Annotated in this window: 20 protein-coding genes; 4 read left to right on the top strand and 16 right to left on the bottom strand. The window is 67.3% G+C overall.

Annotated features, from left to right (window positions below):
- Nucleotides 1–13 precede the first annotated feature (13 nt).
- The 3 genes from DB31_RS31765 to DB31_RS31755 all read right to left on the bottom strand — a co-directional run bounded on the left by DB31_RS31765 (nucleotide 14) and on the right by DB31_RS31755 (nucleotide 3353).
- Nucleotides 14–655 (bottom strand): hypothetical protein, encoded by a 642-nt coding sequence (locus DB31_RS31765; protein ID WP_157232271.1) that lies wholly within the window; start codon nucleotides 653–655, stop codon nucleotides 14–16.
- 55 nt (nucleotides 656–710) lie between these two features.
- Complete coding sequence (locus tag DB31_RS45385) at nucleotides 711–2525, bottom strand: Ig-like domain-containing protein (protein WP_052420408.1); 1815 nt, start codon at nucleotides 2523–2525, stop codon at nucleotides 711–713.
- A gap of 375 nt (nucleotides 2526–2900) precedes the next feature.
- Complete coding sequence (locus DB31_RS31755; RefSeq protein WP_044194485.1) at nucleotides 2901–3353, bottom strand: cupin domain-containing protein; 453 nt, start codon at nucleotides 3351–3353, stop codon at nucleotides 2901–2903.
- Nucleotides 3354–3704: 351 nt separating this feature from the next.
- Here DB31_RS31755 and DB31_RS31750 point away from each other — a divergent pair, with 351 nt between their 5' ends.
- Nucleotides 3705–5450, top strand: a complete 1746-nt coding sequence (locus tag DB31_RS31750) for an amidohydrolase (RefSeq protein WP_044194482.1) — start codon at nucleotides 3705–3707, stop codon at nucleotides 5448–5450.
- A 61-nt stretch (nucleotides 5451–5511) separates the two neighbouring features.
- Here the strand turns inward: DB31_RS31750 and DB31_RS51335 are convergent, their stop codons facing one another.
- On the bottom strand, nucleotides 5512–6642 hold the full coding sequence (locus DB31_RS51335; protein ID WP_205628606.1) for a peptidoglycan-binding domain-containing protein: 1131 nt from the start codon (nucleotides 6640–6642) through the stop codon (nucleotides 5512–5514).
- 189 nt (nucleotides 6643–6831) lie between these two features.
- Between DB31_RS51335 and DB31_RS31740 the strand changes: the two genes are divergently transcribed.
- Nucleotides 6832–7752, top strand: a complete 921-nt coding sequence (locus DB31_RS31740) for a hypothetical protein (protein WP_083968922.1) — start codon at nucleotides 6832–6834, stop codon at nucleotides 7750–7752.
- 30 nt (nucleotides 7753–7782) lie between these two features.
- Here DB31_RS31740 and DB31_RS31735 read toward each other — a convergent pair whose 3' ends face one another.
- The 3 genes from DB31_RS31735 to DB31_RS31725 all read right to left on the bottom strand — a co-directional run bounded on the left by DB31_RS31735 (nucleotide 7783) and on the right by DB31_RS31725 (nucleotide 10323).
- Nucleotides 7783–8787: an SRPBCC domain-containing protein gene (locus tag DB31_RS31735; RefSeq protein ID WP_044194479.1), complete on the bottom strand. Its 1005-nt coding sequence runs from the start codon at nucleotides 8785–8787 to the stop codon at nucleotides 7783–7785.
- A 47-nt stretch (nucleotides 8788–8834) separates the two neighbouring features.
- Nucleotides 8835–9875: a hypothetical protein gene (locus DB31_RS31730; RefSeq protein ID WP_157232269.1), complete on the bottom strand. Its 1041-nt coding sequence runs from the start codon at nucleotides 9873–9875 to the stop codon at nucleotides 8835–8837.
- 61 nt (nucleotides 9876–9936) lie between these two features.
- On the bottom strand, nucleotides 9937–10323 hold the full coding sequence (locus DB31_RS31725) for a dihydrofolate reductase family protein (RefSeq protein ID WP_052420406.1): 387 nt from the start codon (nucleotides 10321–10323) through the stop codon (nucleotides 9937–9939).
- Nucleotides 10324–10515: 192 nt separating this feature from the next.
- Here DB31_RS31725 and DB31_RS31720 point away from each other — a divergent pair, with 192 nt between their 5' ends.
- A complete protein-coding gene (locus tag DB31_RS31720; RefSeq protein ID WP_052420405.1) occupies nucleotides 10516–11592 on the top strand; it encodes a GNAT family N-acetyltransferase in 1077 nt (358 codons plus the stop codon).
- The gene (locus tag DB31_RS31715; RefSeq protein WP_052420404.1) at nucleotides 11589–12440 is read left to right on the top strand and encodes a hypothetical protein; all 852 of its coding nucleotides are present in this window, start codon (nucleotides 11589–11591) and stop codon (nucleotides 12438–12440) included. Before DB31_RS31720 ends, DB31_RS31715 begins: the two co-directional genes overlap by 4 nt.
- On the opposite strand, the gene DB31_RS31710 is transcribed toward DB31_RS31715, so the two are convergent.
- The 9 genes from DB31_RS31710 to DB31_RS31670 are packed head-to-tail and all read right to left on the bottom strand — an operon-like array spanning nucleotide 12437 to nucleotide 25572.
- Entirely contained in the window at nucleotides 12437–14014 is a 1578-nt protein-coding gene (locus tag DB31_RS31710) for a serine hydrolase domain-containing protein (RefSeq protein ID WP_044194474.1), read from the bottom strand. The genes DB31_RS31715 and DB31_RS31710 overlap by 4 nt on opposite strands.
- 15 nt (nucleotides 14015–14029) lie before the next feature.
- The gene (locus tag DB31_RS31705; RefSeq protein ID WP_044194471.1) at nucleotides 14030–16030 is read right to left on the bottom strand and encodes a RiPP maturation radical SAM C-methyltransferase; all 2001 of its coding nucleotides are present in this window, start codon (nucleotides 16028–16030) and stop codon (nucleotides 14030–14032) included.
- Entirely contained in the window at nucleotides 16014–16946 is a 933-nt protein-coding gene (locus DB31_RS31700) for a polyprenyl synthetase family protein (protein ID WP_044194810.1), read from the bottom strand. Before DB31_RS31700 ends, DB31_RS31705 begins: the two co-directional genes overlap by 17 nt.
- A 27-nt stretch (nucleotides 16947–16973) precedes the next feature.
- On the bottom strand, nucleotides 16974–18431 hold the full coding sequence (locus DB31_RS31695; protein WP_044194469.1) for a S41 family peptidase: 1458 nt from the start codon (nucleotides 18429–18431) through the stop codon (nucleotides 16974–16976).
- An 11-nt stretch (nucleotides 18432–18442) separates the two neighbouring features.
- Nucleotides 18443–21532, bottom strand: coding sequence for a type 2 lanthipeptide synthetase LanM family protein (locus tag DB31_RS31690; RefSeq protein WP_044194467.1), 3090 nt, complete (start codon nucleotides 21530–21532; stop codon nucleotides 18443–18445).
- Nucleotides 21529–22680: a cupin domain-containing protein gene (locus tag DB31_RS31685; protein ID WP_044194466.1), complete on the bottom strand. Its 1152-nt coding sequence runs from the start codon at nucleotides 22678–22680 to the stop codon at nucleotides 21529–21531. Before DB31_RS31685 ends, DB31_RS31690 begins: the two co-directional genes overlap by 4 nt.
- Nucleotides 22677–23867 carry a cupin domain-containing protein gene (locus tag DB31_RS31680; protein WP_044194464.1) on the bottom strand — a complete coding sequence of 397 codons (1191 nt, stop codon included), beginning with the start codon at nucleotides 23865–23867 and terminating at the stop codon, nucleotides 22677–22679. Before DB31_RS31680 ends, DB31_RS31685 begins: the two co-directional genes overlap by 4 nt.
- On the bottom strand, nucleotides 23864–24766 hold the full coding sequence (locus tag DB31_RS31675) for a phytanoyl-CoA dioxygenase family protein (protein WP_044194462.1): 903 nt from the start codon (nucleotides 24764–24766) through the stop codon (nucleotides 23864–23866). Before DB31_RS31675 ends, DB31_RS31680 begins: the two co-directional genes overlap by 4 nt.
- Nucleotides 24763–25572 carry a phytanoyl-CoA dioxygenase family protein gene (locus tag DB31_RS31670; protein WP_044194461.1) on the bottom strand — a complete coding sequence of 270 codons (810 nt, stop codon included), beginning with the start codon at nucleotides 25570–25572 and terminating at the stop codon, nucleotides 24763–24765. The genes DB31_RS31675 and DB31_RS31670 overlap by 4 nt, the downstream gene beginning before the upstream one ends.
- Nucleotides 25573–25590 lie beyond the last annotated feature (18 nt).

Genomic DNA, 25590 nt, shown 5'->3' with positions numbered 1-25590 from the left:
AGGGGCCAGCGTGCTACGCGTTTCGCCCGCCACCGTCGGCACGCGTCGGCAGCCGCGGCTCGCGCTTCGGGCTGCTGCCGCCGCGCAAGTGCGCGAGCAGCTTGCCGAGAGCCGACTTGCGGAAGAAGCCGTCACGCTGCTCGATGACGCGCGGCGGGTCGGCCGGGCCGGTCGTGATCGCGAGAACCAGGTGGCGCGCGTTGCCGGCTTTGGCGCCGAGGGTCAGCCAGTGCTCCTTGCCACCGAGCTGTCCGCCAGCCTTGTAGGTCGGCTCGGCCCCAGGCACGGACTGGCGCGTGGTCGTCCACACCACCGTGCCCGCCAGCGTCGCGGCCAGGAGCGTCTCTGGCGTCAGGTCCTCCGGGAACGTGTTGCGCTTGTAGTCATCGTAGAGCGTCTCGAGCACGATCTGGCGCGGTACCGGCTTGGCCCAGACCGCCCCGCCCGATGTCACCCGCAACCGCTCGAAGTACGCGGCGAGAGAGGCGCCGACCTCCGGCGCCGCCAGCAGCGGCGCGAGCTCGCCCTCGAGCAACCCCTTCAACCCCGGGCCGGTGTTCAGGTCGAGCTGGGCGCCGCCGAGCCAGGTCACGTCGCCGCGAGGGCCTTCGTTGCTGTGAAGCTCCCACGCCATCGGTGGCTCAAGATCGCTCATCGGTATCTCCTGGGGCGCCTGCTGACGCCAACCCTCTCCTGCCGAGGAGTAGGGCCTACGGCAGAGAGAGCTGACACACCATGTTGATGTTTCGGTTGGGAGGGCTGTGATAGCGCGAGCCGTCTTGGAAGGCGTGAGAGTACGACCATGAGACCCCGGGAGTGCAGTGCTCCACTAGATAGGGGACATGCCATTGGACCGGGTCATGGGTGTTAGACCAGAGCAGTCCTTGCTCAACTGAGCCGCACCATGTGCTGGCGCGGGCGTCGGGGATATCACCCAGTCCGATCCAGTCCGTGTAGAAGTAGAGCAATGACTGGCCGTCAGGACACGCCGTCAGGTTGGTGTCGGTGTAGACGATCCGCCGAGGGGGAGGTACATGACACACCATGTTGATACCTCGGTAAGGGGGACTGTAAAAGCGCGAGCCGTCTGGGAAAGCGTGAGAGTACGACCATGAGACCCCGGGGGTGCATTGCTCCAGCAAGTACGGAATTCGCCATGGGTTGGGATCCGTGAGGTTGGCGTTGAGGAGGTCTTGCTCCGCTGCGCCGCACCAGGTGCCGGCGTGCGACTCAAGCCGGTCGCCCATAAGGGCGCAATAGAAGTAGCTCAGCTCCTGGCCTTCAGGACACGCGGTCAAGCTGGTGTCGGCGTAGACGATCTGCTCGGAGCACGTCTCGCTCACCGTCACGGAGAAGATGAAGGAGTCTGAGAGGCCGAAGACATTGGTCACCGTCACCGTCATCGTGGGAGGCGAGCCTGCTGCCGCGCAGCTCGGCGCGGTCCACAGCACCTGGCTGGTATTGGCGGCGTTGCTGGCGGCTCCGAGGGTGCCAGCGCTGGCCTGCCAGGAGAAGGTGAGCGCGCTGTTCTGCGGATCCTGCGCAGCCGCGTGCAGGACAACAGTCCCGCCTCCGGCCACGGTGGAAACGGACTGGAAGGCATCGGTCAACACGGGGGCCAGCTGGGGCGAGGTCTGTGCGCCGATGCAGAGCGAGTACGTGCCAGTGGTGCTCCCGCCGCGGCCATCCATTACCTGCACGGAGAGAGTGCAGTTGGGGCAGGTGTTGGTGGCCGGGAGGGCGGACGGCGTGAACTGAGCAGTGGCCGAGGAAGCGTTGCTGAAAGAGCCCTGGCAACTGGCACTCCAGGCATAGGAGAGCGTGTCCCCATCCGCATCCGAGGCGGTGACGGAGACAGCGGTGGAGTGCCCCACCTGCACGGGGTTGGAGGAGGCGGTCATGCGAGTCACTTGGGGCCAGGTATTGAAGGAGACGTTGACGGCGGCGCTGCCGGTGGCGGCGCGCACGTTGAGGGTCACCTGGGCAGTGGCCGTGGCCTCTCGGGAGTCCGTGACCGTGAGGGTGAGGGTATAGGCGCCGGGCTGGGAGGGGGCGGTCCAGGTGGTGGAGGCGCTGGAGGCTGAAGAGAAAGTGCCAGCTGCGGCGCTCCATGCGTAGGAGAGAGTGTCTCCGTCTGCGTCCACGGCCGCCGCAGACAGAGAGACTGTGCCCCCTGGAGAGACGGTACTGGGAGAGGCAATCAGGGAGGTAATGACGGGCGCAGAGTTCTCATAGGTGTCAGGCGGGTTGACCTGCTGGAGCGTGATGGAGACGAGCGTGGTCTGCCCCGCGATGAGGGTGACGCCGGAGACGCTCCCCTGGAAGAGGAGGGTGCCGTCCGCGGCATAGGCGGAGGCGACGAAGGTGCGATCGGGGCCCGCTGGGAGCAGGTGGATGAGGCTGCCCCAGGTATTGCCAGTCCTGTCGAGCGCAAAGATGCGCTCTGCCATGTCTGGTGCGGAGATGGAGAGGGAAACGTGGGAGATCTGGTCCGCGACAGCGGCCTGCTGGAGGGTGCTCAGCACCTGGATAGAGCTGCTCTCCTGTGGCTGGGAAGAGCTACAGCCAGCAATCCCTATCAAGAAAAGAGTGGCAACACAGAACCGGTGGAACAGTTTGCCAGAGCGCGCGCGACTGGAGCATGACAAGACAACACCCCTTTTTCAGGCCAATGATTGGTTATGCAAGCGCTCTTTGAATGTGTCAAATTTCAGGGCCTCGCGAGTGGGCCCGGCAGGGGTGCTGCGCAAGGCATTCCGTTCCGCGCTGACGGCGCTGCGCCTGTTGGTCGATGCCCCCCGCTGAACGTGTGCCCGAACCCTGTGAACGTGGCTGAGCCGCCCGCGATGTTGATGACCACCAGCGAGCCCGCCGGCGCGTCCCATCGGACTCGGGTCCCTCTAGCGCGCATCACCCGGGGGATGCTCCTTGAACCACTGGGCGATGCCCTCCATCTCGGGCTCGAAGACGCCCGGGGTGAAGTTGAGCATCCCTGCGCGCTTTTGGCTCCGGTTCTCGAAATCGTGGATCACCCCGCCAGGCACGAGCACGAAGGAGCCGGGGGGCGCATCGATCCACTTCTTCCCGACCCGGATGCTCATCGTGCCTTCGATGACGAAGAACACATCATCCTCCGGGTGCGAGTGCGCACCGGGGCCCTGGGTGTTCGGCTCGAGCCACCATTCGGAGATGGAGTAGGCCTGCGCCGTCTCGTCGCAGTCGGCCTTGAACACGGCGCTGATCCTTCCCATCGGATACTGACGCCCCCCACCGGGGGTGAGAACGATGGGCTTGCGAGCGGGCTTGCGAGCGGACTTTCGCGCAGGCTTGCGCAGTGGCTTGCGAGTGGTCATGGGAGGGCCTCTCCTTGAGACGATTCGTGCATGTTCTCCCCTGGAGCGCGCATCATGGCACACCCGGTCGGTCTCCATGGCCCCCCGTCAGGCGCGTTACGGTGTGTACAGCTCCGCCGAGTTGTCCTTGGATCCCCCGATGCTGAGCACCTTGCCGCTCGGCAACAGGGTCATCGTGGGGTAAACGCGCGTCGTGGCCATGGAGCCTGCGGGGCTCCAGGTCCCCGTGGCTGGATCGTACAGCTCCGCGGACGTACGGTAGCGCGGGGTACCGCGCGCGTCTGATGTTGGAAGGCAGGTTTGATTCAACGTCCTGCGACGAATCCAGCGCATCAGGATAGGCTGGCGTCCATGCCCCTGAATCCTAACTCCATGCAGCAGACAGCGGACCGCATCTACCGAGGCGGGACCATTCTCACCATGAATGACGCGCAACCCCAGGTGGAGGCACTGGCAGTCCAAGGCGAGCGCATCCTCGCGGTAGGCTCCTGGGAAGAACTCCAGGGGCTCGTGGGCGAGAGCACCGAGGTGGTGGACCTGAAAGGCCGCACCCTGATGCCAGGCTTCATCGACGCCCACGGTCACCTGATGGGCTGGATCCTTTATTGGGGGACCCCGAATCTGGCACCACCGCCCGCCGGTCCCATCCAGAAGATCTCCGACATCCTCGATGCGCTGGGGAAGTACATCGCAGACAAGAAGATTCCCCAGGGCACGCTCGTGCTCGCCAGCGGGTATGACGACTCGTTGCTGGAGGAGAAGCGGCACCCCACGAAAGAAGAGTTGAATCAGGTCTCCGAACAGCACCTCATCTGCATCGTGCACACCTCGGCGCATCTCGCGGTGTACAACACCCCGCTGCTCAAGGCGGTGGGCTACGTGGATAAGGATTCCGCTCCGGAGGGTGGGGCCATCCGGGTAGACGGGAAAGGCGAGCCCACGGGCGTGGTGGAAGAGACGGCCGTCGAGGCCTTCCATAAGCTGCTGCCCAAGCCCAACCTGGAAGAGCTGCTGAAGACGCTGACGGAGGTGCAGCAGCGCTACGCGAGCCTGGGCATCACGACCGTGGAGGATGGCATCTCGGACACGGACTCGATCAAGCTGCTGCAGTACGCCGCTTCCGAACAGGTGCTCTTCCTGGACGTGCTCGCGTTCCCGAAGTGGACGTTCGCCGAGGAGATCGACGCGCTCCCGGGCCTGCCTCGCAAGGAGTACGTCGGCCACTTCAAGGTAGGCGGCGTGAAGATTACCCAGGACGGCTCGCCTCAGGGGAAGACGGCGTTCCTCCGAGAGCCCTACATTGTTCCCCCCACGGGCAAGGATGCCACCTACCAAGGGGCCCCCATCATGAGCCAGCAGAAGCTCAACGACGAGGTGGACAAGGCCTTCAATAGGGGCTGGCAGCTGCACATCCACTGCAACGGGGACGCCGCCGCGGACATGATGTTGGAGGCCATCGCGCGCGCGAACCAGAACTTCCCGTCGGCCGACCGGCGCCCGGTGATGGTGCATGCGCAGACGGTGCGGGAGGATCAGCTGGACCGGATGAAGGAACTGGGCATCATTCCCACCTACTTCGTGTCGCATACCTTCTACTGGGGCGACTGGCACCGGGACGAGACGCTGGGAGAGTGGCGCGCCAAGCGCATCTCGCCCCTGCGCTCCACCACGGAGCGGGGGATGATCTACACGATTCACAATGACTCGCCGGTCGTGCCTCCGGACATCCTGCCGCTCGTGTGGAGTGCCGTGGCTCGCACCACGCGCAGCGGGCAGGTGCTGGGCCCCAAGCAATGCGCAACGCCGCTGGAGGCGCTCAAGGCGGTGACCGCCTGGGCCGCCTACCAGAACTTTGAGGAGAAAGAGAAGGGCACGCTGGAGCCGGGCAAGCTGGCGGATCTGGTGGTGCTGTCAGACAACCCGCTCACCGTGTCCACGGACGTGCTGCGGGGCCTGTATGTCTGGGAGACCATCAAAGGGGGGACCACGATCTACCACCGCCAGAAGGAGATGCGCGCCCCCGCGCTCCGGCGCCTCGCTTCCTCGACGAAGCCCCTGGCCCTGAGCTCCTTCCGGCCCCAGCATCGCTGCTGCTGAGCGCCCCAGCGCGGCCCGGGCACGCTGCTGTGTGACCGGGCCGTGGCTTTCCGTCGAAAACCTAGATCGGCATGAAGACCTTGAAGCCGCTGCGGCCGCCCACGCCCAGGGTGTTGCTCTCCACGAAGTCGCTGTAGGAGCTGCGGCCATCGCCCGAGGTGATGGCGGTGTGGCCGTAGATGCTGCCAAGGCGGGTGGAGGTCTTCTCCCAGGTGAGGATGAGGCCGGGGATCTTCAGCGCTTCGGCGAGCGACAGGTTCACCTGCTTGAACTTGTCCCTCGGCAGGTTGTTGTCGATATCGTTGCCGTCGCCCCACACCTTGATGCCATAGGTGTTCTGAATGGCGCGGCTCACGCCCGTGGCGCAGAGGCCCTGGCTCGAGTAGCCGCCCATGCTCATCGCCACCGAGCGGGCGTTGTTGGCGAGAGCGGAGCTGCCGCGCACGCCACCGGTGCTGGGGGGAGTCGAGGGCGTGCCGCTCACCGTGATGCCGAGCTGGTTCCAGGTCTTCGGCCCGACGACGCCATCGGCGGTCAGGCCCTTCGCGCGCTGGAACGCCTTCACCGCTGCGGTGGTCTTCGGACCGAACTGGCCATCCGCCGCACCGGCATTGAAGCCGAGCTGATTGAGCCGGTTCTGAAGCGCGGCCACCGGAGCGCCACTGTGGCCCTGCTTGAGCGTGGGTCCGCTACCGCCCGGAGCCGAAGATGTCGGCGCGGCATTTAGCGCGGCCCACGTCTTCGGCCCGACGACACCGTCGGCGGCGAGGCCCTTCGCGCTCTGGAAGGCCTTCACGGCCGCGGTGGTCTTCGGACCGAACTGGCCGTCGGCCGCGCCCGGGTTGAAGCCGTGCTGGGCGAGGCGATTCTGCAGGTTGGTGACGGAGGGACCCGTTGCCCCCTGCTTGAGCGTGGGGGTCGCGCCGCCCGAGGGAGCCGCGGTCAGCTTGGCCCACGTCTTGGGCCCGACGACGCCATCGGCGACGAGGCCCTTCGCGTTCTGGAAGGCCTTCACCGCCGCGGCCGTCTTCGGACCGAACTGGCCATCGGCCGCGCCCGGCGAAAAGCCCGCGTTGGCCAGCGCCTGCTGCAGGGCCTTCACCGCCGCGCCGGACGAGCCGAGCTTCAGGGTGGGCTGCGAAGGGGAACTTGCTGCGGAGAAGGTGCTGCGTGCGGCGGAGGAGACCCGCATTTCGAAAACCTCGTAAAATGAGACCGTGGGGAGGTTATCGCCCTCAAGGGCTGCAAGTTGCGGATCATCCGTAAGTCGGATCGAGGCTGTGTGGAGAGGCCGTGCAGTGCCCTACAGGCACACACCACATCGCTGAACTCAGATACCATGCCGAGCGGCGGCCGCACCCGTCATCCACGGGAGCACACCATGGCTTCGAATCCGCGTCTTCCTGAGCAACCCATCGTCAGCAACGAACACTTCCGGATGAACATCTCCCTGCGTCTGAGCACGGCGGGAGTCCTGCCGTTCCTGGCCATCCTCGTCGGCGGCAGGGTGGCTTCGGCTCATGGAGTCGCCCCAAAAGTCTTCGCCATCAATGCCGTGGCCGCCGCGCTGGGTCTGATGTTGGCAGCTTGGTGGGGCCACCGCTCCTCGAGAGTGCAGGTGCGTCCGTCATGGGTGGCGGGCGCCGTGGCCCTGCTCCTGCTCGCCGCGACGCTCCTGTTTCCCGGACTGGAGGGAGTGAAGCGCTGGCTCGTCGTCGGGCCCCTGCGGCTGAACGCATCGACAGCCGTCACGCCATGGCTCCTGCTTTCTGTCGGCGTCTTCCTGGCTCGAGCGCGCCCCGTCCTGGCGCTCAGCGTTGCCACGGTGACTCAGGTGCTCCACTTCGCCCAGCCCGATGCGGGGCAGGCGATCGCGTTCAGTGCTGGCACCATCGCCCTCTTTGTCGCGACACATTCCGTCGCCATCGGCTGGCGGCTCGCGGGCATCATGGTCACCTGTCTGGGAGCCATCCTCACCTGGCTGCGGCCCGATCCGCTGGGCGCGGTGCCCCATGTCGAGCGCATCCTCCATCTGGCCAGTGCACAGGGGCTTCCGTGGCTCCTCGCTGCGCTCTTGGCTGTGGGATGTCTCTTCGTCCCCCTGGTTCACGGCTCGGTGTGGTTGCACAGGGCTCGCAGCGAGAGCGCGCCGGTGGCGACGGCGCTCGCTGTCTACCTCGTGGCAACCTTTGCCGTCACCGAGCTGGGAAACTTCCCAGTCCCTGTGTTGGGGGCGGGCGCGGGACCCGTGTTGGGCTGGTACTCCGCGCTCGCCATCCTCAGGTCGACCGAGGCCGCCTGATGCAGCTCCGTCAGGTTGACGTGAACCCTCTCACCCAGCCGCGAGCTTCACGAGGAGCTTCGACCAGTGCTCGCGCATGGCCTCCCGAGCCTTTGCGTCCGGCAGCTTCTCCATGTGCACGTGGAGAGCGGCGCCCCGCGCCTTGGGCACCAGGGTGAGCTGCAACGTGGCCGGCTTCTTCCAGCCGTCGGGCTGCCACGTCATGCGCAGGCGCTGCCCGGGCTTCACCACCCGGAGCACTCCGCGCACGCCGGGGGCTCCGCGCTTCTTGGGAACCTCATATTCCTTCCCTGGCTCGAGCTTCAGCGCCGCGCCCGGGCCGAGCCAGCGCTCCTCCTGCTTCGTGAGCAGGTCCCACAACTCGGGGGCGGTCATCGGCAGCGTGCGCACCACCCCCACCTGGAAGCCCGTCGTGGCGGTCTCGCCCACCACCCGCTTGCCGTGAGCTTGCTCATACGCCACCGAGATGGACTGCTGCCACCAACCGGATTCCACCTCCTGGGCCACGAGCGCGACGAGCTGCTGGTGGTTCAGCTCGGCCGCCCCCGCTGCATCCAAGGCGCGCATCCAGGCCTTCCAATCCCGTCCGGTGGCGTCCTTCACTGCGCTGTTTGTCACTCGCTCGGTGATGAGCGCCTTTTTCTTCGCGGCCGAGGGCTTCTTCCCGCCTGTGGCGATCTCCGCGAGCCGTGCCTGCACCAGCCGCTTCACCAGCTTCGCCGGCAGCGGCGTGTCGGGCCGGAAGGTGACGCCGCTCTTCGACGTGGAGTACCCCTCCAGCTCCGATTTCAGTGTCGGTACCACACCGCCGCTGAACGGGTAGTAGCCACAGTGGTTCTTGAAGAACGCGAAGCCCGCCACGACGTCCCCATCGACCTTGAAGGCGGGCATCCGGTAGCTGATCGTCTCGACGGCCCCTGGAAGCAGCTTCCGGAGCTGCAGGCGCAGCTCCCCGAGCGTCTTCCTCGCCACCGGGTCACTTACGCTCGCCAGGTATTCGTCGATGGGCTGCGGTTCCCGATTCTTCGTCGCCATGCTCTTGGGCCCCCTGAAGCGTTCCGTCCCGACTTAGCAGAAACCCATCAGCGAAAGCGAAGGTTGGCGCGCGAGGTCCAACCCCAGTCGCGGCCATCGAAGCCGCGCACGAGCGCGTACTCGCCCTGCCAGTCCTGCACGAGCAACGGCGTGCCGATCGGGATGATGCCGGGCCGCAGCCAGCGAAAGCTCGGGGGCCCGCTGCGGATCCACGCGTCGTGCACGACGACGTCGGCGGCATAGCCCTCCGTGGGGCGCGGCGGTGGGGTGTGGCCGTAGACGCCGCGCGGGCCCAGTTGCTGCGACACCAGCGCGTCGGTGGCGGCCTGCGGCACGTGGACCTCCATCTCATCGCGCGAGTGCACGTACTCGGTCCACGGCCCGCGGATCACCTGCTCACCCGCGACGGCATCCGCACGCGTCGCGCTCGCGAGCACCGAGCGCTCGTACGCGAGCGCTGCGTCGGTCCCGACGTGCGCGGTGTCGCCCGGGGCGGGGCCGCCCGCGTGCATCGCGATGAGATCAAGATAGCCGCGGCGAAACGCGGCCGAGTCGTGCCCGGCGGTGAGTTGCGCGCCGAAGAGCGCGAAGCCGGCCGGTGCGAGCGCGCGCTTGAGCGCCGCGTTGCGCTTGTAGCGGCCAAGCTTGGTCGCACGCGTGGCGACCTTCCCACCGTTGCTCGCTGTCGCAGGCGGCAGGCCGCGCCACAGAATGCGCGCGTAGGGGGCGAGCCGCGCGACCTGCTCGACGAGCGCGACCACGCTGCGGGCCTCGGTGTCCGACAGTCCGAGGTTGCCGCCCAGCCCGATCTCGACCAGCACGGTCGCGGGCGACAGCGCCTCGGCGATCGGCGGGCCCTCGGAAAACTGCCCGCGTGTGCCCCAGAGATTGCCGAAGTCGCCCGCGTGTAGGCGGTCGCCGGTCGCGAGCCAGTTCCTCGGCCGCGAACTCACACGGTACTTCACGACGATCTGCTCGGCCGGATAGTGACCCGCAGCGACCAACCAGCGCTTCAACGCGGGTCCGAATACGTACTCGTTGCTGTCACCGAACGCGACCACGTTGGGCAAGCGATTGTCGAAGGCCACGCGCTGCAAGCTTACTCGGCCGCGCGGGTACGGCCAACCCTCTCTTCCTCAGCTCAGGACCCTATAGCGTACGAAGCGGCGAGCGTCGGCCCGGATCTGTTTCGGCCTTGAGGCGCCGGAGGTCGTCGGCGCTCAGCTCGCGGACCAGCCGCGTCCGCTTGCTCGTCACCTTTTCGAGGCTCTTCGAGACGACGAGCTTGTCGACAGCCTGCCAGACGCGGGAGAAGTCTCGGATGGAGGGAGCGAGACTCTCGTCCTGATCGGCGGTGTCCCAGTAGACCATCGTCTCGTACATGCGCCGCCCGTATATCGCCAGCCCTTCGCGCTCCTGCTCCGTTTGGGTGAACCTGTGCACATCCTCGCTCACGTGGCCCCAGCCGAATCCGCCCCTGCGGTCGTTGATGTAGCCGTCGAGCGACGTCGTCATTCCAAACGCAATCTTGCCCATTTTGCGCCTCCTCCTCCTTCAACTGCCGGAGCGGATTGAACGTCAGGGGGAGACTCTCGGACATGCTGATCTCCAGCGGAAGCAATCCATCTTCTGCGAGTGATGCTGGCGGACAGTCCGCCGGGGTGTGTCGGCACAGGCGGCACTTGACCGAGAGAAGGGCGGGGCGAGATGGACACGGAGTTGCTAGGGATGGAAGCGGGAATCCCGGTGATGCTCGTCGAAGACGTCCAGGCGCTGTCCCCGCTGGAGCAGGGCTGGGAGCGGCTGCGCGGGCCCTTCGCGAGCCCGATGCAGAGCTTCGCGTGGGCGCGGGCCTGTGTGGAGAGCTTCCACCTCGGCCACTCGCTCAGTCTGGTGGTCCTGGGCGAGCTGGAGCGGCCACTGGCGCTGGCACCGCTGATCCGGCGCGGCAGGACACGGCTGGAGTTGATCGGTGTTAACGAGCTCTCCGAGCCCACCGACTTCCTCTACTCCGAGCCCGAGGCCCTGGATGTGCTGGCACGGGCGCTGGTCCGGCTGGACGCGCCGCTGCAACTTGGCCGCGTGCTGACGGACTCTCCGCTGAGCGGCGCTCTCCAGCGGGCGTTCCAGCTCCGCGGCCTCATGGTCACCCCGGGGTTGCTCAGCTGCCCCTTCATTCCACTCGACGAGGGGTGGGCCGAGCCGGAGTCGAAGCTCAACGCGGGCAGACGGTCCGACCTTCGGAGAATGCTCCGCCGCGCCGAGAAGCTTGGACCGGTGCGCTGCGAGGTGCTGTCACCCACGCCGGCCGAACTCGAGCCGCTCCTCCATGCGGCCCTGGAGGTGGAGGCGCGGAGCTGGAAGGGACGGGAGGGCACCGCGCTCCTCCGCGATCCGAGCCGCCTCTCCTTCTTCCAGAAGTACGCTTCCGCCACGGCGGAGCGTGGGGAACTCCGCCTGTGCTTCCTCTGGATCGGTGAGCGGCTCGCGGCGATGGAGTTCGCGGTGGAGACCGGCGGCAGCTTCTGGCTCCTCAAGATCGGCTACGACGAGGCGTTCGCCTCCTGCTCGCCCGGAGTGCTGCTCCTGGTCCAGGTGATACGGCATGCCGCCCTGCGCGGGCTTCGGACCTTCGAGTTCCTGGGGGGGAAAGAGCACTGGACGCAGCTGTGGACCCAGCACGAGCACCCCACCTGCGCCATCCGGATCTACCCGGCCGGAGCGAGTGGAGTGATGGCGCTGGGACGCGATGCGGTGTCCGTCGCGGGGCGGCGACTGAAGAGGCTGGTGGGAGCGGACGAATGAGGCAGCTCTATCGCGAGCTGGTGTCAGGCTGCTGGCGGCGGCTGGAGCAGAGGGCGGCACGCAACTACGTGGCCGGGGTGCGATTAGAGGATGCGCTGCGCACCGTCCATCAGGTGGCCGCCCGCGGACAGGGCAGCACCCTCTGCTATTGGAATCATCAGGAGGACACCCCGGAGGAGGTCTCGCGGGCCTACCAGGAGGCGATCGACGGGCTGGCGGACACGGGGGGGGATGGCTACCTCTCCATCAAGGCTACAGCGCTCGCCTTCTCTCCGGAGCGGGTCCGCGAGGTGGTAGCGCGCGCCCGGGAGCGGGGATTGCCGGTGGTGTTCGATGCCATGGGGCCTGAGGCGGCCGAGCCCATCCATCGCGCCATCGACCAGGTCCTGCCTCTGCATCCGGAGCTGGGGTGCGCGCTGCCGGGCCGCTGGCGCCGGAGCCTGCGCGACGTGGACTGGGCGATCGAGCGCGGGCTGCGCGTCCGTGTCGTGCAAGGACAGTGGGAGGAGGGGCCGGGGCTGGGCCAGGACGGGCGCGAAGGGTTCCTCGCGCTCATCGAGCGCCTCGCGGGCCGTGCGCGGCTCGTGGCGGTCGCCACCCACAACGTCTCGCTGGCATGCGAGTCGCTCCGCCGGCTCACCGAGGCGGGAACCCGGTGCGAGTTGGAGCAGTTGCTCGGGTATCCACTTCGGAGAAGTCTGGAGGTGGCGCGCCAGTTCGGTGTGCCGATCCGCGTCTACGTGCCGTTCGGTCACGCGCACCTTCCCTATTACGTCTCTCATGCTGCTGCGGAGCCGTGGATCGCTCGCCAGTTGCTCCTGGACCTGGTCCGCGGCGGCAGCGCCTAAAGGCGAGCGAAGGAGACGTTCCAGACCCGCTCGGCGCAGAGAGAGAGGCCGTTGACCCGGCCTCCGCCGTCTCGAGTGAACCGGAGGTGGAAATCCCCGAGGGCTGTCGTCCCCTCGTCATCCGCGGTGAACTCGATGCGGGCATCCGGGAACCGCTCCCGTTTCAACACGAGCGCCTCTCCCGAGACGTCCAGGACCCACCGCACTCCCAGCTCGTCACTCTGATAGGTCCCGGCATAGTCGCCCACCAGGGCTTTCGTCCCGCAGGCTTCCAGCGCGACGCGCTCACAGAGTCCAGTCGGTTGAGCACCGTACTTCACCAGCATCTGCCCAGCGGACGTGAACTGGCACTCCGCATCCACGTTGAGGAAACGGAACCGCTCCGGCCCTGCTGGGAGCAACTCGTACACTCCGCCCGTGCTCGGAACCAGGAAGAGCCTCCCCTCCCAGAGCTCCACCTTGGAGGTGATCCCGCTCCACTGGTCACGATACAGGCCCACCCTCGAGCTCAGCTCATGCCCGGAGGGCCCGTTGTCCGCGGCCGCCTCCGGCGCGGACTGGAAGCGCCCTTCCAGGAGAACGTCGGCCACTTGCCGTGCCAACACAGTGGGGTGGATCTCCAAGGCATTGGCGAACACCGCTACCGCGAGCCGTTGCTCGGGAAACCGCAGGTAGTGCGCGCGGTAGCCCGCATCTCCACCCGAATGCTCCGCGATGGGCAGGCCCCGGTACTCCCCGAGCATGAGGCCAAAGCCATAGCTGACCGGACGTCCATCGTTGAACGCGCCGGGCGCCATCGCCAACTGGATGAAGGCCGCGTCCCCCACGATGGGCCGCAGGAAGTTGCGCTCCCAGAGCAGGAAGTCCTCGACCGTCGAGAACAGCCCCGTGGGACCCACCGTCTCATAGGGTGGGACGTTGATCTTCCAGCCGCCCCGCGGCCTCATCGAGTAGGCCTGCGCACGCCCTGGAAGGATCCGCTGATGATCATCCTGAAACGCCGTGTGCAGCATGCCCAAGGGCTTGAAGAGGTGCTCCTCGGTGTACTCCCGCAAGGAGACCCCCGTGACCCGTTCGATCGCGATGCCCAGCAGCGTGTAGCCGGTGTTGATGTACTGAAACCGTGTGCCGGGAGCGAAGTTCTGCGCCTTCTGCCGTGTGACGAGCCTCAGGATGTCCCCTGTCGTCCTGAGATCGGCCGGACGCCAGCCCGCCAGGCGTAACAAGTCCCACTGATCGCGCAGGCCACTGAGGTGGTGCAGGAAGTGCCGGAGCGTGAGGAGAGGTCCCTCGGGGAGCTCGGGGATGTAGCGCCGGATGTCCTCGTCCAGAGAGAGCCGCCCAGACTGGGCCAGCAGCCCCACCGCCATGGCCGTGAACTGCTTGGAGAGGGACGCGACGTGGAACACCGTGGTGGGGGTGATGGGGACTCCATGCTCCAGCTGCGCGCAGCCATAACCCCTCATGTAGAGAGGCTCGCCATCTTCGTAGATGCCCAGCGCACACCCTGGGCTGTCTGGGCGATCCCAGGCGCGGAAGAGGGCGTCGATCGGGTCCTTCTTCGAGAAGGTCATGCCGCGCTCCGCTGCCTATACAGCCGAGGCCTGATGCCAGGCGTCCACATCCGTGTAGCCGCCGGGGAAGTCCTCGTCCGAGTCAGGAATCCGGGACACCTCGTGCAGGGCCAGGGCGACGAACCGCTCCCTCTGCCGTAGCAGCAGCTTGCACTTCACCAGGTCGTCCAGGATGGCCTGCACGTCCCCGGGCGAGGCTCCTTCGACTCCGCTCTGCGCCAGGCCCTCGAGCAAGCTCTTCAGGGTCTGGATCGCGTCACACTGCAGGTAGACCTGCGCCGCCAGCCCCGTCAGGACATGCTCGCTTGCGGTGGCGCAGGGCCGCGTGTCCACGAGGCGCAGGCGCTCTGCCTCGTGGAACATCCGCAGCACGGGCGTTTCCCAGGTCCCCTCGAACCCGCCGCGGTTCCACAGCTTGTTCCACTGCGCGACCACCCGCATCGTCTGCCTCAGGTGGGGCCGCCGCTCCAGCTCCTCCTTCGCGGAGCGCCGGCGCGGATCGTGGAAATAGTAGGCGAGCCCCCCGAGCTCCTCCTGGGTGAGCGGATAGACGTGCGCATAGAGAGGGTAGGGCTCGAGCGTGAGCCCGAAGCTGGCCGGCCGCTGGTGGTAGGGGCTGAAGCGGTGGAACTGGATGCGATCCACTCCGGGCGGCTGGAGATGACTCACCCAGGGCAGCCACTCGGCCATCTCGGCGTACCACGCATCCTGCTCCCCGGGCACATCCCACAGGAAGTTCCAGGTGATGAAGATGCCAAGCTCACGCGCCCACTTGAGAAGCTGGATGTTTTGCAGCGCCGTGGTCCCCTTGTCCACCAACTGGAGGATCTCGTCGTGCATGCTCTCGATGCCGGGCTGGAGGCGCCGGATCCCCGCCGCGGCGAGCCGCTCCAGTTGGGCGCGCTTCAGGTTGACCTTCGTCTCGAAGAAGAGCGTGTAGGGCGTGTCCGAGGTGATGCGTGGAGCCAGTTCCTGGATGTAGGCAAGGTCCATGATGTTGTCGACGATGTTGAACTTGCGGATGCCATACCGCGTGGACAGCTCGGCCAGCTCCGAGATGACGCGGCCGGCGCTCTTGGAGCGGAAGTCCATGTTCCCGCCGTTCAGCCCACAGAACGTGCAGTGGTGCTTCTTGCCCCACCAGCACCCCCGCGAGGTCTCCATGGCGAGCCCTGGAGAGATGAAGGACCTCAATGGCGAGGAGTGGAGCTCCGCGAAGTAGTCATCGAAGTCCGGCACGGGCGTGGTGTCCATGCGTGACACCGAGGCCCTGGGCGCCGGGGCTCCTGCTGGCTGGCGCAGCTGCGCCTCTCCGATGACACCCTGGGGCAGGTGCTGCGTCGGGATCTGCCGCCCATGCTCCAGGATGCTCTGGCAGAGCTTGGGAAACAGCAGCTCTCCCTCCCCGGAGACCACGAAGTCCACCCAGGGGAAGTGGCGCCGCGCGCTCACGCCCATCTCCCCCTCGCAGTTGGCCCCACCCATGACGGTGACAACCTCTGGTGCCAGCTCGCGGATCTTCCGGAGCACGGCCAGCGAGGCACAGTGCTGGGTGAATGTAGAGGTGCATCCGACGATGCGAGGCCGCAGCTCCAGGACGCGAGTGGCCACCTTCTCGATGAAGCCCTGGGCCGCCTGGCGAGCGGCGAGCAGGGCCGCGCGCGGATCGCCCTCGAAGCGGCTCTTCCTCAGCAGCCCCCGGGATACGGGCGCGGACAACACGCGCTCCAGGTAGCTGTCCCGGTCAGGATGGAAGCCGGGGAAGGCAGCCTCGGCGAAGATCCATTCCCCCACGAGGAACTCCTGCTTGGAGTCACAGATGGCGACATAGACATCAAGCCCCACCTCCTCGGCGAACCACAGGCAGGGGTAGAGCGTCTTTGCCGGCAGCCCGGCTTGCGTCAGGGCGGGCTTCAGCAGCCCCAGCGCCATGGAGGGCTGGTTCAGCACGGGGAATGGCATCGACAACAGACAGACGTCGTACCGAGGCGGAGCCGCTTCAGGCGTGATGGCCATGGTGTCCCTCACCCGTGCTCCAGGAGTGCTCCCAGACCAGCTCCGTGATTCCCGCCAGCAGCTGGCTGTCTCCGCCCTGGACCGAGCGGATCGCGGAGACCGCCTGGCTCAGCAGCTCGCGCAGCTTGCGCCGGGCCCCCTCCACCCCGTGGAGCTGGACGTAGTTCGTCACCTCGTGCGGCGTCACCGCCTGGGTGTCCTGGGCATCCTGAAGGTCATCGGAGATCTGGAACGCCCTGCCCAGCAGCATCCCATAGCGGGCGAGCGCCTCGACCTGGGAGGCGTTTGCCCCTCCCATCTCCGCGCCGATGACGATGGCCGCCTCAAAGAGGCTCGCGGTCTTCCAGGTGTGAACATGATCGAGCTTCTCGGGCGTCACATCTCCGGCTTGAGAGAGCACGTCCAGGGCTTGCCCCCCGGCCAGCCCGGCGGTGCCCAGCGCCTGGCACAGGCGCGTGATGGCGCCCGTCACCCGTTCGGCGGGCACCTCGCGAGTGGACGCCAGCAGCCCGAACGCATGCACCAGCAGTGCATCTCCGGCGAGGATGGCCAGCGCCTCGCCATGCACCCTGTGCAGCGCCGGCCGGCCGTTGCGCGTCTGCGCATCATCCATGGCCGGCAGGTCATCGTGCACCAGCGTCATCTTGTGGATCATCTCGATGGCGCAGGCTGCGGGCAGCGCGGCCTGGGGGCTCCCACCAGACCACTGGCAGGCCTCCAGGCAGAGAATGGGCCTCAGCCGCTTGCCATCGGCCAGCAAGGCCCCGCGGATCGCATCCATCAAGGGTCCGGCTCCGGCAGGGAAGTGCTCGTCCAGCGCTCGTGTCACGAGCTGTTGCCGCTCATGCAAGCGCCGGAGGAATTCGATGTGGGCCGAGCCCTCATGGGGGCTGGTTGTCAGGTCGGCTGAGGACATCGTCATCTCCTTCCTTCGTTGTTCCGGCTACTGCATCCCTGTCAGCACTCTTCCGGCCACTTCCAGGAGGTCCCTGTCATGGTGGAAGAGATCCGCCCGCGTCGGCGGGTGGAGCACGTCGGGGGCCACGCCCTCACGCTCGAGGAGAGCGCCCGCCCTCGCATGCACGCGCCGACACCTTCGGACGGCGACGCGAAAGAAAGGGCCACGGGGCAGGGGACGGAAGGCGGCTCTCCCAGAGAGCTTGAACAGGGTGCTCTGCGGCCAGGGCGAGGCGCCTCCACCCCCTGTGCGCGGGGCTGTCCCTACCACCCGGCCGATCTCGTGGTCCTGAAACCCCGCGGCGAACATCTCGGCGGTGCTGTAGGTCAACGCGCTCGTGAGGAGCACGACGGCACCGGCGTACTTCTGGCGGCTCCCGTTCGCCTCACTCTCGGTCGTCAGTGGCAGCGCTTCCGAGTAGATCCGCCCCTGGGCCGCCGCACGCTCGACGGCCTCTCGCCAGCCGGCAAGCGCTGGCACCGAGCGGACGAGCTGCAGGGTCAACTCCGTGACCCGGAACTGGAAGGGCTCGGGTTGTATCCTCCGTGGGGTGAAGAGCTGGAGCAGCCGCTCCCCGAGCTGCACGATGCCGTCCTCACAACTCCGCATGTCCAGGATCAGCCCGCTGCGGGGCATGTCCTTCAGCACTCGCGAGAACCGTCCCAGAAAGGGCTCGGGGCGCTCCTGGAACGAGTTCACCCGGATATAGCCAAACGTTCCGTGAGAGGTCTCCACCCGGCGCGCGGAGAAGCCATGCTCCTGTCCAGGCTCCGCCGCGGAGACTCCATCCAGGAAAGAGTGGAAGCGCTGCGCGAGCCACGCGGCATCTGCCACGCGCCAGTTCATCCGCACCGTCCGCCTCGCTCCCATGGCAGACACGCACTCCAAGGCGACTGTTTCCTCCTCGGGCGGTGGCATCAACGCGAGGGGACGGAAAGTCAGCGTCTGCACTGCCTTGGCGTACCGGGCCTCGAGATGGGAGCCGTGCTGCCACTCCTGCTGGCGTCCCAGCACCTCCGCCATGGCGGCGCCATTCCACGAGACGAGGACATCCCCACGCTCCAGCTCGCGGGTGGCGGAGTGGAGCACCGCGAGATACCGCTCGCCCCGCTCGAAGAACTCCCCCACCAAGAAGGGGAGGAAGGCGACCTGGCTCGTGAAAGGCTCGGGCAGGCTGCAGTGAGTGTGGCGATCCCCGAGCCGTGCGAAGATCGCGAGCAGCTCGCGGTACAGCTGGACCCGATCCCGGGGCAGCTCGCGTTGAAGCGCCGCCAACAGGCCGAGGGGATCCACTCCCGAGGCCTGGTTGTCGGGCAGGTGGACATAGGCCTGCTCCAGCAGCTCGCGGGCCTGATCGATGATGGCCTCACCGCCTTCTGGCTCCGAGGCCCTCATGCGCTCCAGAAAGGAGGAGAGCTGCTCCGGCGTATCGTTCCGTTCCATGCGCTCTCCCCTCACTCCCACACGAGCACCGAGGGAAGCCGCCCCGGGAATGCGAGCCGCAGCAGTTGGTAGCCGATGCCCGAGAGCCCCTGGAAGAAGGACGGATCGAAGAAGCCGCCCCGCGCGACCCCGGAGAACCGGTAGCCGCTGGCCCGGGCGCCCCTCACCACCGAGGAGGCCTGGCGCAGCGCCAGCTCCTCGAGCCCTCTATCTCCGCTCACCCTCGCGGCGGCCAGGAGGAGTTCGATTCTCCCTGTCTGTCCGCAGCACAGCCCATCCTTGTCCGCCAGCCCCTGTTGCCTCACGGACGAGACAGCAGCCTCGATGTCTCGTCGGACTCGCGGCGAGTCCAGCAAGGCCTGTCCCGAGATGCGCGCCAGGCCAATGCCCGGCGCCCCGTGACACCACGCGCTCATGAAGGCGGGAGTTCCCTCGTGGGCCTGCCGGAAGTCGGGCCAGTTCCCCTCGGAGGGGACGAAGACGGCATCTTCGAAGGCCAATGCCTGCTCAGCCGCTTGACGCAGCCGCGCATCCCCCACTGCGGCATGGAGGCGCAGCAGCGCGAGGGCGATCCCCGCCGCCCCATGCGCCAATCCGGTCAGGGGTCGGCCCTTCCTTGTGCGCCACGAGGCCCCCGCCGGCTCGCAGGGGAGCTGGTGCTTCAGCAGGTGTTCCCCACAGTGCAAGGCCTTCTCGAGTGCCCCTGCCGCTCCCGTCGCTTGGTGCAGGGTCATCAGCCCAAGGATGGCGCCCGCCACTCCTGACATGACATCGAACGCGCTGTCGGCCTCGATCACCTCCGGGGCGATGAGGCCTGCGGCCCGCGTGGCATCCTCGAGCAAGGAGGGCTCACCCAGCAGGGTGGCGGAGCGGCACAGCACGTAGAGGAAGGACCCCACCCCCGTGGCCGCTCCCAAGGGGTAGCCTTCCTGGGCCGCGCGCCGGGCGTCCTCCGTGGCCACGAACCGCCTCAGCGAGGACAGAGCCGCGAGGGCCATCCGGCGGCCCTGCCCGGATACGTGCTCCAGGGCCGCGTAGAACAGAGCGATGCCCCCCAGCCCGCCGTACAGATCCATGCGCACCGGCGCGAAGAGGGCCCGCTCTTGCAGCGTGGCGCCGATGGAGGAGGCTTCGGCGGCAAGCTCCTCGCGCGTCAAAGGCCCCGTCTCCTGAGAGGCCGCCGCGTGCCTGGGCCGTGCACCGGTCTTGGCCCCCTGGGGGGGATTGGCCATGCTCAGCGAGCCATGGATGAAGCGCATCTGCAGCTCCAGATCCGCCTCATCCAGTGCAGAGAGCTTGCGCCACACGCGCTCGCTGCCGCTCTGTTCGAAGGCCTCGGGCAGCACCTGTCCCGTGGGCAGCGTGAGCGCGTGGCTGTCTGCACGCGCCTTGAAGCAGGGAATGTCCAGCCGTTCGAGCGCCTCCAACTCCGCCGCGAGCAGAGGCACGTAGTGGGACTTCTCCGGCGACTCCACATAGAAGCGGCTGAGGATGTCCGTCTCGATGCTCCGCTCCACGCCGGTCTTCATGTGCTGCGGGGAGCACAACCGCTTCAGCAGCAGCCCATAGAAGCGGGAGGCATGGAAGATGAAGCGGATATCCTGAGTGCCCAGGCGCGCGAGCGGGGACTCGGGCCGGGCCAGTTCCTCCCGGTGCTTGCGCAGCAGGCGGTACATCATCGAGAAGCCCTCGATGAGTTCCCCGGTGTAGTCAGCCGCCCTCAGGGAGACGCCGTTCAGCTTGGGCAGGTGTTCGTCCGTCTCTACCTGGATGGGCACATGCTCCAGCGCCATGGCATCGGTGTTGACGTGCCGCCACTGCCGTCGCAGGTAGCCAGTCACCTGGCCTGCGGTGGCGCCCAGTCCGCTGATGTCGAAACACTCACCACGAGGCCCCACGTCCCACGAGGGCAGAAAGCCCGCATGGATCACGGAATGGAAGGCGCCGTCCTGGCTCCGGTGGGGGACGTGGTGCATCAACGTCTCCGTGTCGATGAGGACGGGAAAGGCGCCGGCGGCGATGATGTTCTCGTAGAAGCAATCCGAGGCCTCGAGCACGTAGAAGAGGCTCAGCAGCATCCCCGCGCGGACGTAGAACTGCCGGGCCTCCAGGGTGTTGGCGCATGGCGCGTGGAGGGCCGGCTCCACCCAGCTCCGATCTCCCCGGTCGAGCACCCGTAGGCGGCGGAAGTCTCCCCCGCGTGCATTCAGCTCCTCGAGCAGGCCGTACCACGCATCTTCCACGCCCAGGCCGCGAGGCTTGTAGAAGAGCTGCAACCCTCCTCCGCACGTGACGCGAGCGACGGTGCGTCCACCCTGGTGCCGATCCGAGAGCGAGGGCTGGATGGAAGTGATCCGCCCCAGCGGCGCTCCGGAGGTGAAGACCCGCTGCAGCTCCCGCTGATCCGCTTTCACAGCCCGGGCAATCTCGCTGACGTGGCGAGCCCACTGCTCGGTGACAGTCGAGAGAAGCCGCGCGAGCACAGAGGCGTCGGAGAAGAGCTGCCACAGGCCCTCCCCGAGCTGATGGGCCGTGAATGCCTCGTACAGCCTGCGGGAGGTGGGCTCCGCGCCGCCTCCCTGCCGTGAGCGGAAGCTCGTGAACTCCGCCAGCAGGGTCGGTGCCGCGACATAGCTCAGCTCGTGGACCAGATCCTCCAACAGGTGATCGAAGGCCTCCGCCGTGAACACGGCGCGGCACTCGGGCGCCAGCAGCTCTTTCCCTGCCTCCACGAAAGGGAGCATCAGCTCGCCGAAGGGAAACGGGGCAGCTTGTCCTCCTGGGCCCGCCGGGCGCCGGAGCGCCATGGCCCGCTGGAACGTCCGCGTCCAGGCAGGGATCGGCCCATCGAGCCGGACATCGCCGAGGAGGGGCCGCACCTTCTGCGGCGAGGTGCCAAGCCATTCGAGCCGCTTCTGGAAGAGCCGCTCGTCGCCTCCAGCGGCCTTGGCGCGCCACTTCGCGAGACGCTCGCTCGCAAGCTGTGCACTCTCAGGACCCTCCTCCGGAACGAAGGCGCCCTCCAGGCGATCCCAGAGTGTCGAGGCGCGCGCCGCAATCCGGCGCACGGCCTCTTCCTCCGCCAGGCGCTCCTGGCTCATGAGGCCTCCCGCACAGCGAGCACCCCGCTGCGGACCAGCCGCCCCGCAAGAACGAGCTGCTCCTTTTCACTCAGGCCCGGCAGCGACCGAACGGGGAGGACGGAGTTGCGGGCAACGTGCCGCAGCGCGGGGCCAATCTTGGCGGGCCCCATGAACTTGCCTCCAGAGTACTGCAGGCCCGCATATCCGGGGCCCTCCATGACACGCAGCACCACACCTGGGCGCCGCGCGAGCACGGCGCTGGCCTCCACTTCCACGGACCCCTCGAGCAGATCCTCGGCGGGTGGCGGTGGCTTCTGGACGACGAGCCGCTCGGCGAGCTGGGTGAGCGCAGGACCCAACTCCAGGTACCGTGGCAGCTCCGCAAGCAGCTCCCGGAAGGTCTGCTCCATCATGGCGGAGCCCTCCAGGAAGCGAAGAGGCAGCCCCTTGCGGAACCGCTCATCTTGCCGGGCGGCGGTGAGGGCCGCTGTGAACAGATCGCTCCAGGTGACGGCCTGCAACCCGAGGGTGAGGTGCACCGAGTGCGTTCGCGCCGTCCGGGCCTCGTGGACGAAGCCACGGGGGATGTAGAGCACCTCTCCGCTCTTCAGCTCGTGCTCCAGGATGACGGGAGGCAGGGACTCGGGCGAGGTCGCGGCGTGCTCGTCCGGCAAGGGAAGCCTGAGCTGTGGGCCGCGCACCTGCCACACCTTGGAACCTTCGACCTGCAGGACGAAGGCATCCATGATGTCGAAGTGGGCCTTGAAGCCCTGCGCCCCAGAGGGGGTCATGTAGAGGTTGCCACCCACGGGGTGGTGCAGCTCCTCCTCCACCGCGGCGCAGAACCGGCCCACCGGCTCCCAGAACTGACCCACCTTGTTGATGATGATCGTGTAGCCCTCGCGCCATCCGGCCTGCACCTGCTCCAGGCGTGGCGAGCCGTCCGGCTTCAGCCAGTTCTCATCCCAGTGGCGGCCCTCCTTGACGAGCATCATTCCCTCGATGGCCCGGGGCGGCTGATAGGCCAGCAGGCGGCCGAGATCGCGGGAGGAGAAGAGTCCGGACCAGCGCTCAGACGGCCCAGGGAGCACCAGGGGCTTGCGCTCCCAGGCCCCCTCGAAGAAGACCGATGGCGCGAGGGGATGGAGCAGTCTCGCCAGACTCATGTCCGCTCCGAAGCGTGCGTCAGGAGCCCCACCCGCACCAGCCGCCGTACGAGCACCAGCTTCTCGTTGTCGCTCAGCCCCCCTGGGAGCTGAGACGGCACCACGAACTCGGTCTCATCGATGTACCGCAGTGCCTCAGCGATCTTCGCGGGGCCTCGGAGCTGGTTGCCGGAGAACTGGATGCCCGCCCCCGCTGCCTCCTGGAAGCGCCGAGTCAGCATCGCGGTCCGTTTCCTCAGCGGCGTGTCCAGGCCGATCTCCGCGTGCAGCAGGGCGAAGTGCCCGTCCGGCGGCGGCGGCTTGGAGACGATCAGCTTCTCGGCATGCTTTCCCAGTGCATCCGCGAGCCGCACCTCGCGGTGCATGAGCTCCACCAACTCCCGGAACTTCTCCTCGAGCGTGGCCACCGCGAGCGAGCCGTTCAGGAGCCCCGGAGGCAGGGACCTGCGGAACGGAGGGTGACGGTCCGCCATGGCCGCCAGCGCGTCCTCCAGGAAGTCGCGCCAGGTGCGCACATGCACATCCACGGTGATGTGCAGCGAGGCGCTGTCCCGCGCCTCCGCCTCGTGCACGAAGCCCCGAGGTACGTAGAGCATGTCTCCTGGGTGCAGCTCCGTCTCCAGCAGCAGCTCGGGGAGCCGCTCCCGGGGCACGGGCGTGTAGGAGCCCTCGACGCGCGGCAACTCCTGCGCGGCCCCATACACCTTCCAGTTCTTCACCCCATCCACCTGAAGGATGAAGTTCTCCTGGGTGTCGAAGTGAGGCTGCACGCCATGGTGATGGGGTGGCGTCAGGTAGACGGCCACGGCGACCGGGTGGCTGATTTGCCCCTCCAACTTCCGGCAGAACACCACCAGCGGCTCCCACGTCTCCTCGAGACCACTGAGGATGACCGTGCTGCCCTTCAGATAGTTCTCGTAGACGAGGTTGATGTTGGCGGTGTTGTCGAGGTTGAGGAAGTTGTCGCGGACGAAACCTCCCGCCGTCACCAGATCCAACCGCCCGGGCCCCGGCTTCTGGTAGCAGATCACCCGATCCACGTCCCGGAGGGTGAACAAGGGCGCGAAGAAGTCCTCCGTCCTCCCCCGTGTCACCAGCGGCTTCTGCTCCCAGTACTCACGAAAGAAGACCTCAGGGGCGACGGGAGCCAGCAGATCCTCGAGGCCGAGTTCTTCCGCCGCGCTCATGGGATGGGGCTCCTTGCGTCGTGCTCATCCCACGAGCGGCTGTAGACGAGAGGAGTCATCGGCCCGGCAGCCAGCGCTCCCGGCTTCAGCCCGGGCAAGGAGGTGGTCCGGTTCTCTCGTTGGATGATGTTGGCGTAGAACTCCGACGGTGGAGCCAGCTTCTCTAGGGGCTTCTCCGGCGCGACGCGCGCCCCATCGGCGAAATAGACGATGACGATGATCTCCCGAAGGATGGGCGCGGTGTTGGTGCGCGAGGAGTGCAGCGTGCTGGCCCAGTGCGCCGCGATATCGCCGGCGTCGAAGGAGCCGTAGTTGGCGATCTGGAAGCCCTTGCCGCTGAGCTCCTCCTCGAAGCGGTCCATCGATGCATCGTCCCCGTTCGAGGTGCCCAGGTACCCGGCCTGATGAGAGCCTGTCACGTAGCCCATGGGCGCCATGGCTGGGGTGATGGCGGTGAGCGGCACCCAGAAGGTGATGATCTTGTCCGTATCGAGCGGCATGAAGCGGGAGTCCTGGTGCCAGGGCGTATTGGAGCCACCGGGACCCTTGAAGTACGACTGATCCCGGAACAGCCGGACGCCCTCCACCCCCAGCAGCTCCGCCGCGAGCCGTGCCAGGCGCCGGCTCTGGATGAAGTGGCGAGTGATGTCATCCTGCGTCCACAGGTTGTTGACGAACATCCAGTTCTTCCCGTGGCCCGCCACTTTGCGCTCCATGGCGTGCGTCTCCGCGCTGTGCGACTCCACCACGCGCTTCAGGTGTGGGCGGTATGTCTCGAGCTCCGCGGGAGACAGGACGCCGCGCAGCTTGACGTGTCCGTCACGGCGGAACGTCTCGAGCTGTTCCTCCGGCAGCTCATACTTCTCCTCGAGGGAGGGAAGGGGACCATGTGCAGTCACGGATGCGCTCCTTCCAAGCCAGCCGGCGGGCCGCTTCGCCGGAAGACCACGGGGTTCATGGGACCTGCGGCCACGTCTCCCGGGCGGAGCCCGGCGAAGTAGGACGTCATCAAGCTGCGGCGGAACGGCAATCCTTCCCCGCAAGTCACCCGTGCGCCGTCCGCGTAGAAACACACGGCGATCGCCTCTCGCATCCTCGCGCTCTCATTCCTCCCGGCGGCATGCAGGGTCCACCCCATGTGGAGCGATACGTCTCCGGCCTTCATCGCCCCGTTGCGCGCCAGGCAGAAGCGGTGCGCGGCGGAGGGCTCTTGATAGCCTTGCTGATGAGAACCCTCGGCGAAGACCAGGCTTCCCATCTCCGGCGTGACGTCCATCAGCGGGATCCAGGCGGAGATCGTCCGATCACTGTCCAACGGGATGAAGCTCAGGTCCTGGTGCCATGGCGTGGGCGGGCCTCCCCCGGGCTTGAAGAAGCCGCAGAAGTGGAGGATCCGCACGGCCTCGACGCCGAGCAACCGGGCGGTGAGCTCGCCCAGACGTGGCGCCGTCACGAAGTCGGCCACGGCTTGGGGGGCATCCCCGAGGCTGAAGATCGTGTTCTCCGGGCTCGCACCCAGGTTGCGCTCCCCCGCGGAGAGCCGCTCCCGCTTCTCCAGGATGTAGTCCCGCAGCGCGGGGCGGTAGGCGGCGATCTCCTCGGGAGAGAAGACGCCTCGAAGCAGCACGTGGCCCGCAGCGCGCAGCGCTTCCGCATGGGCTTCGGCCAGCGGCTGGGTTGCATGGAGTTTCGGCAGTCCCGTCATGGTCCCCCCTTTCTCGTG

The sequence above is a fragment of the Hyalangium minutum genome (assembly GCF_000737315.1).
Taxonomy (GTDB): Bacteria; Myxococcota; Myxococcia; order Myxococcales; family Myxococcaceae; genus Hyalangium; species Hyalangium minutum.
This window is presented reverse-complemented; position numbering and strand designations above follow the sequence as displayed.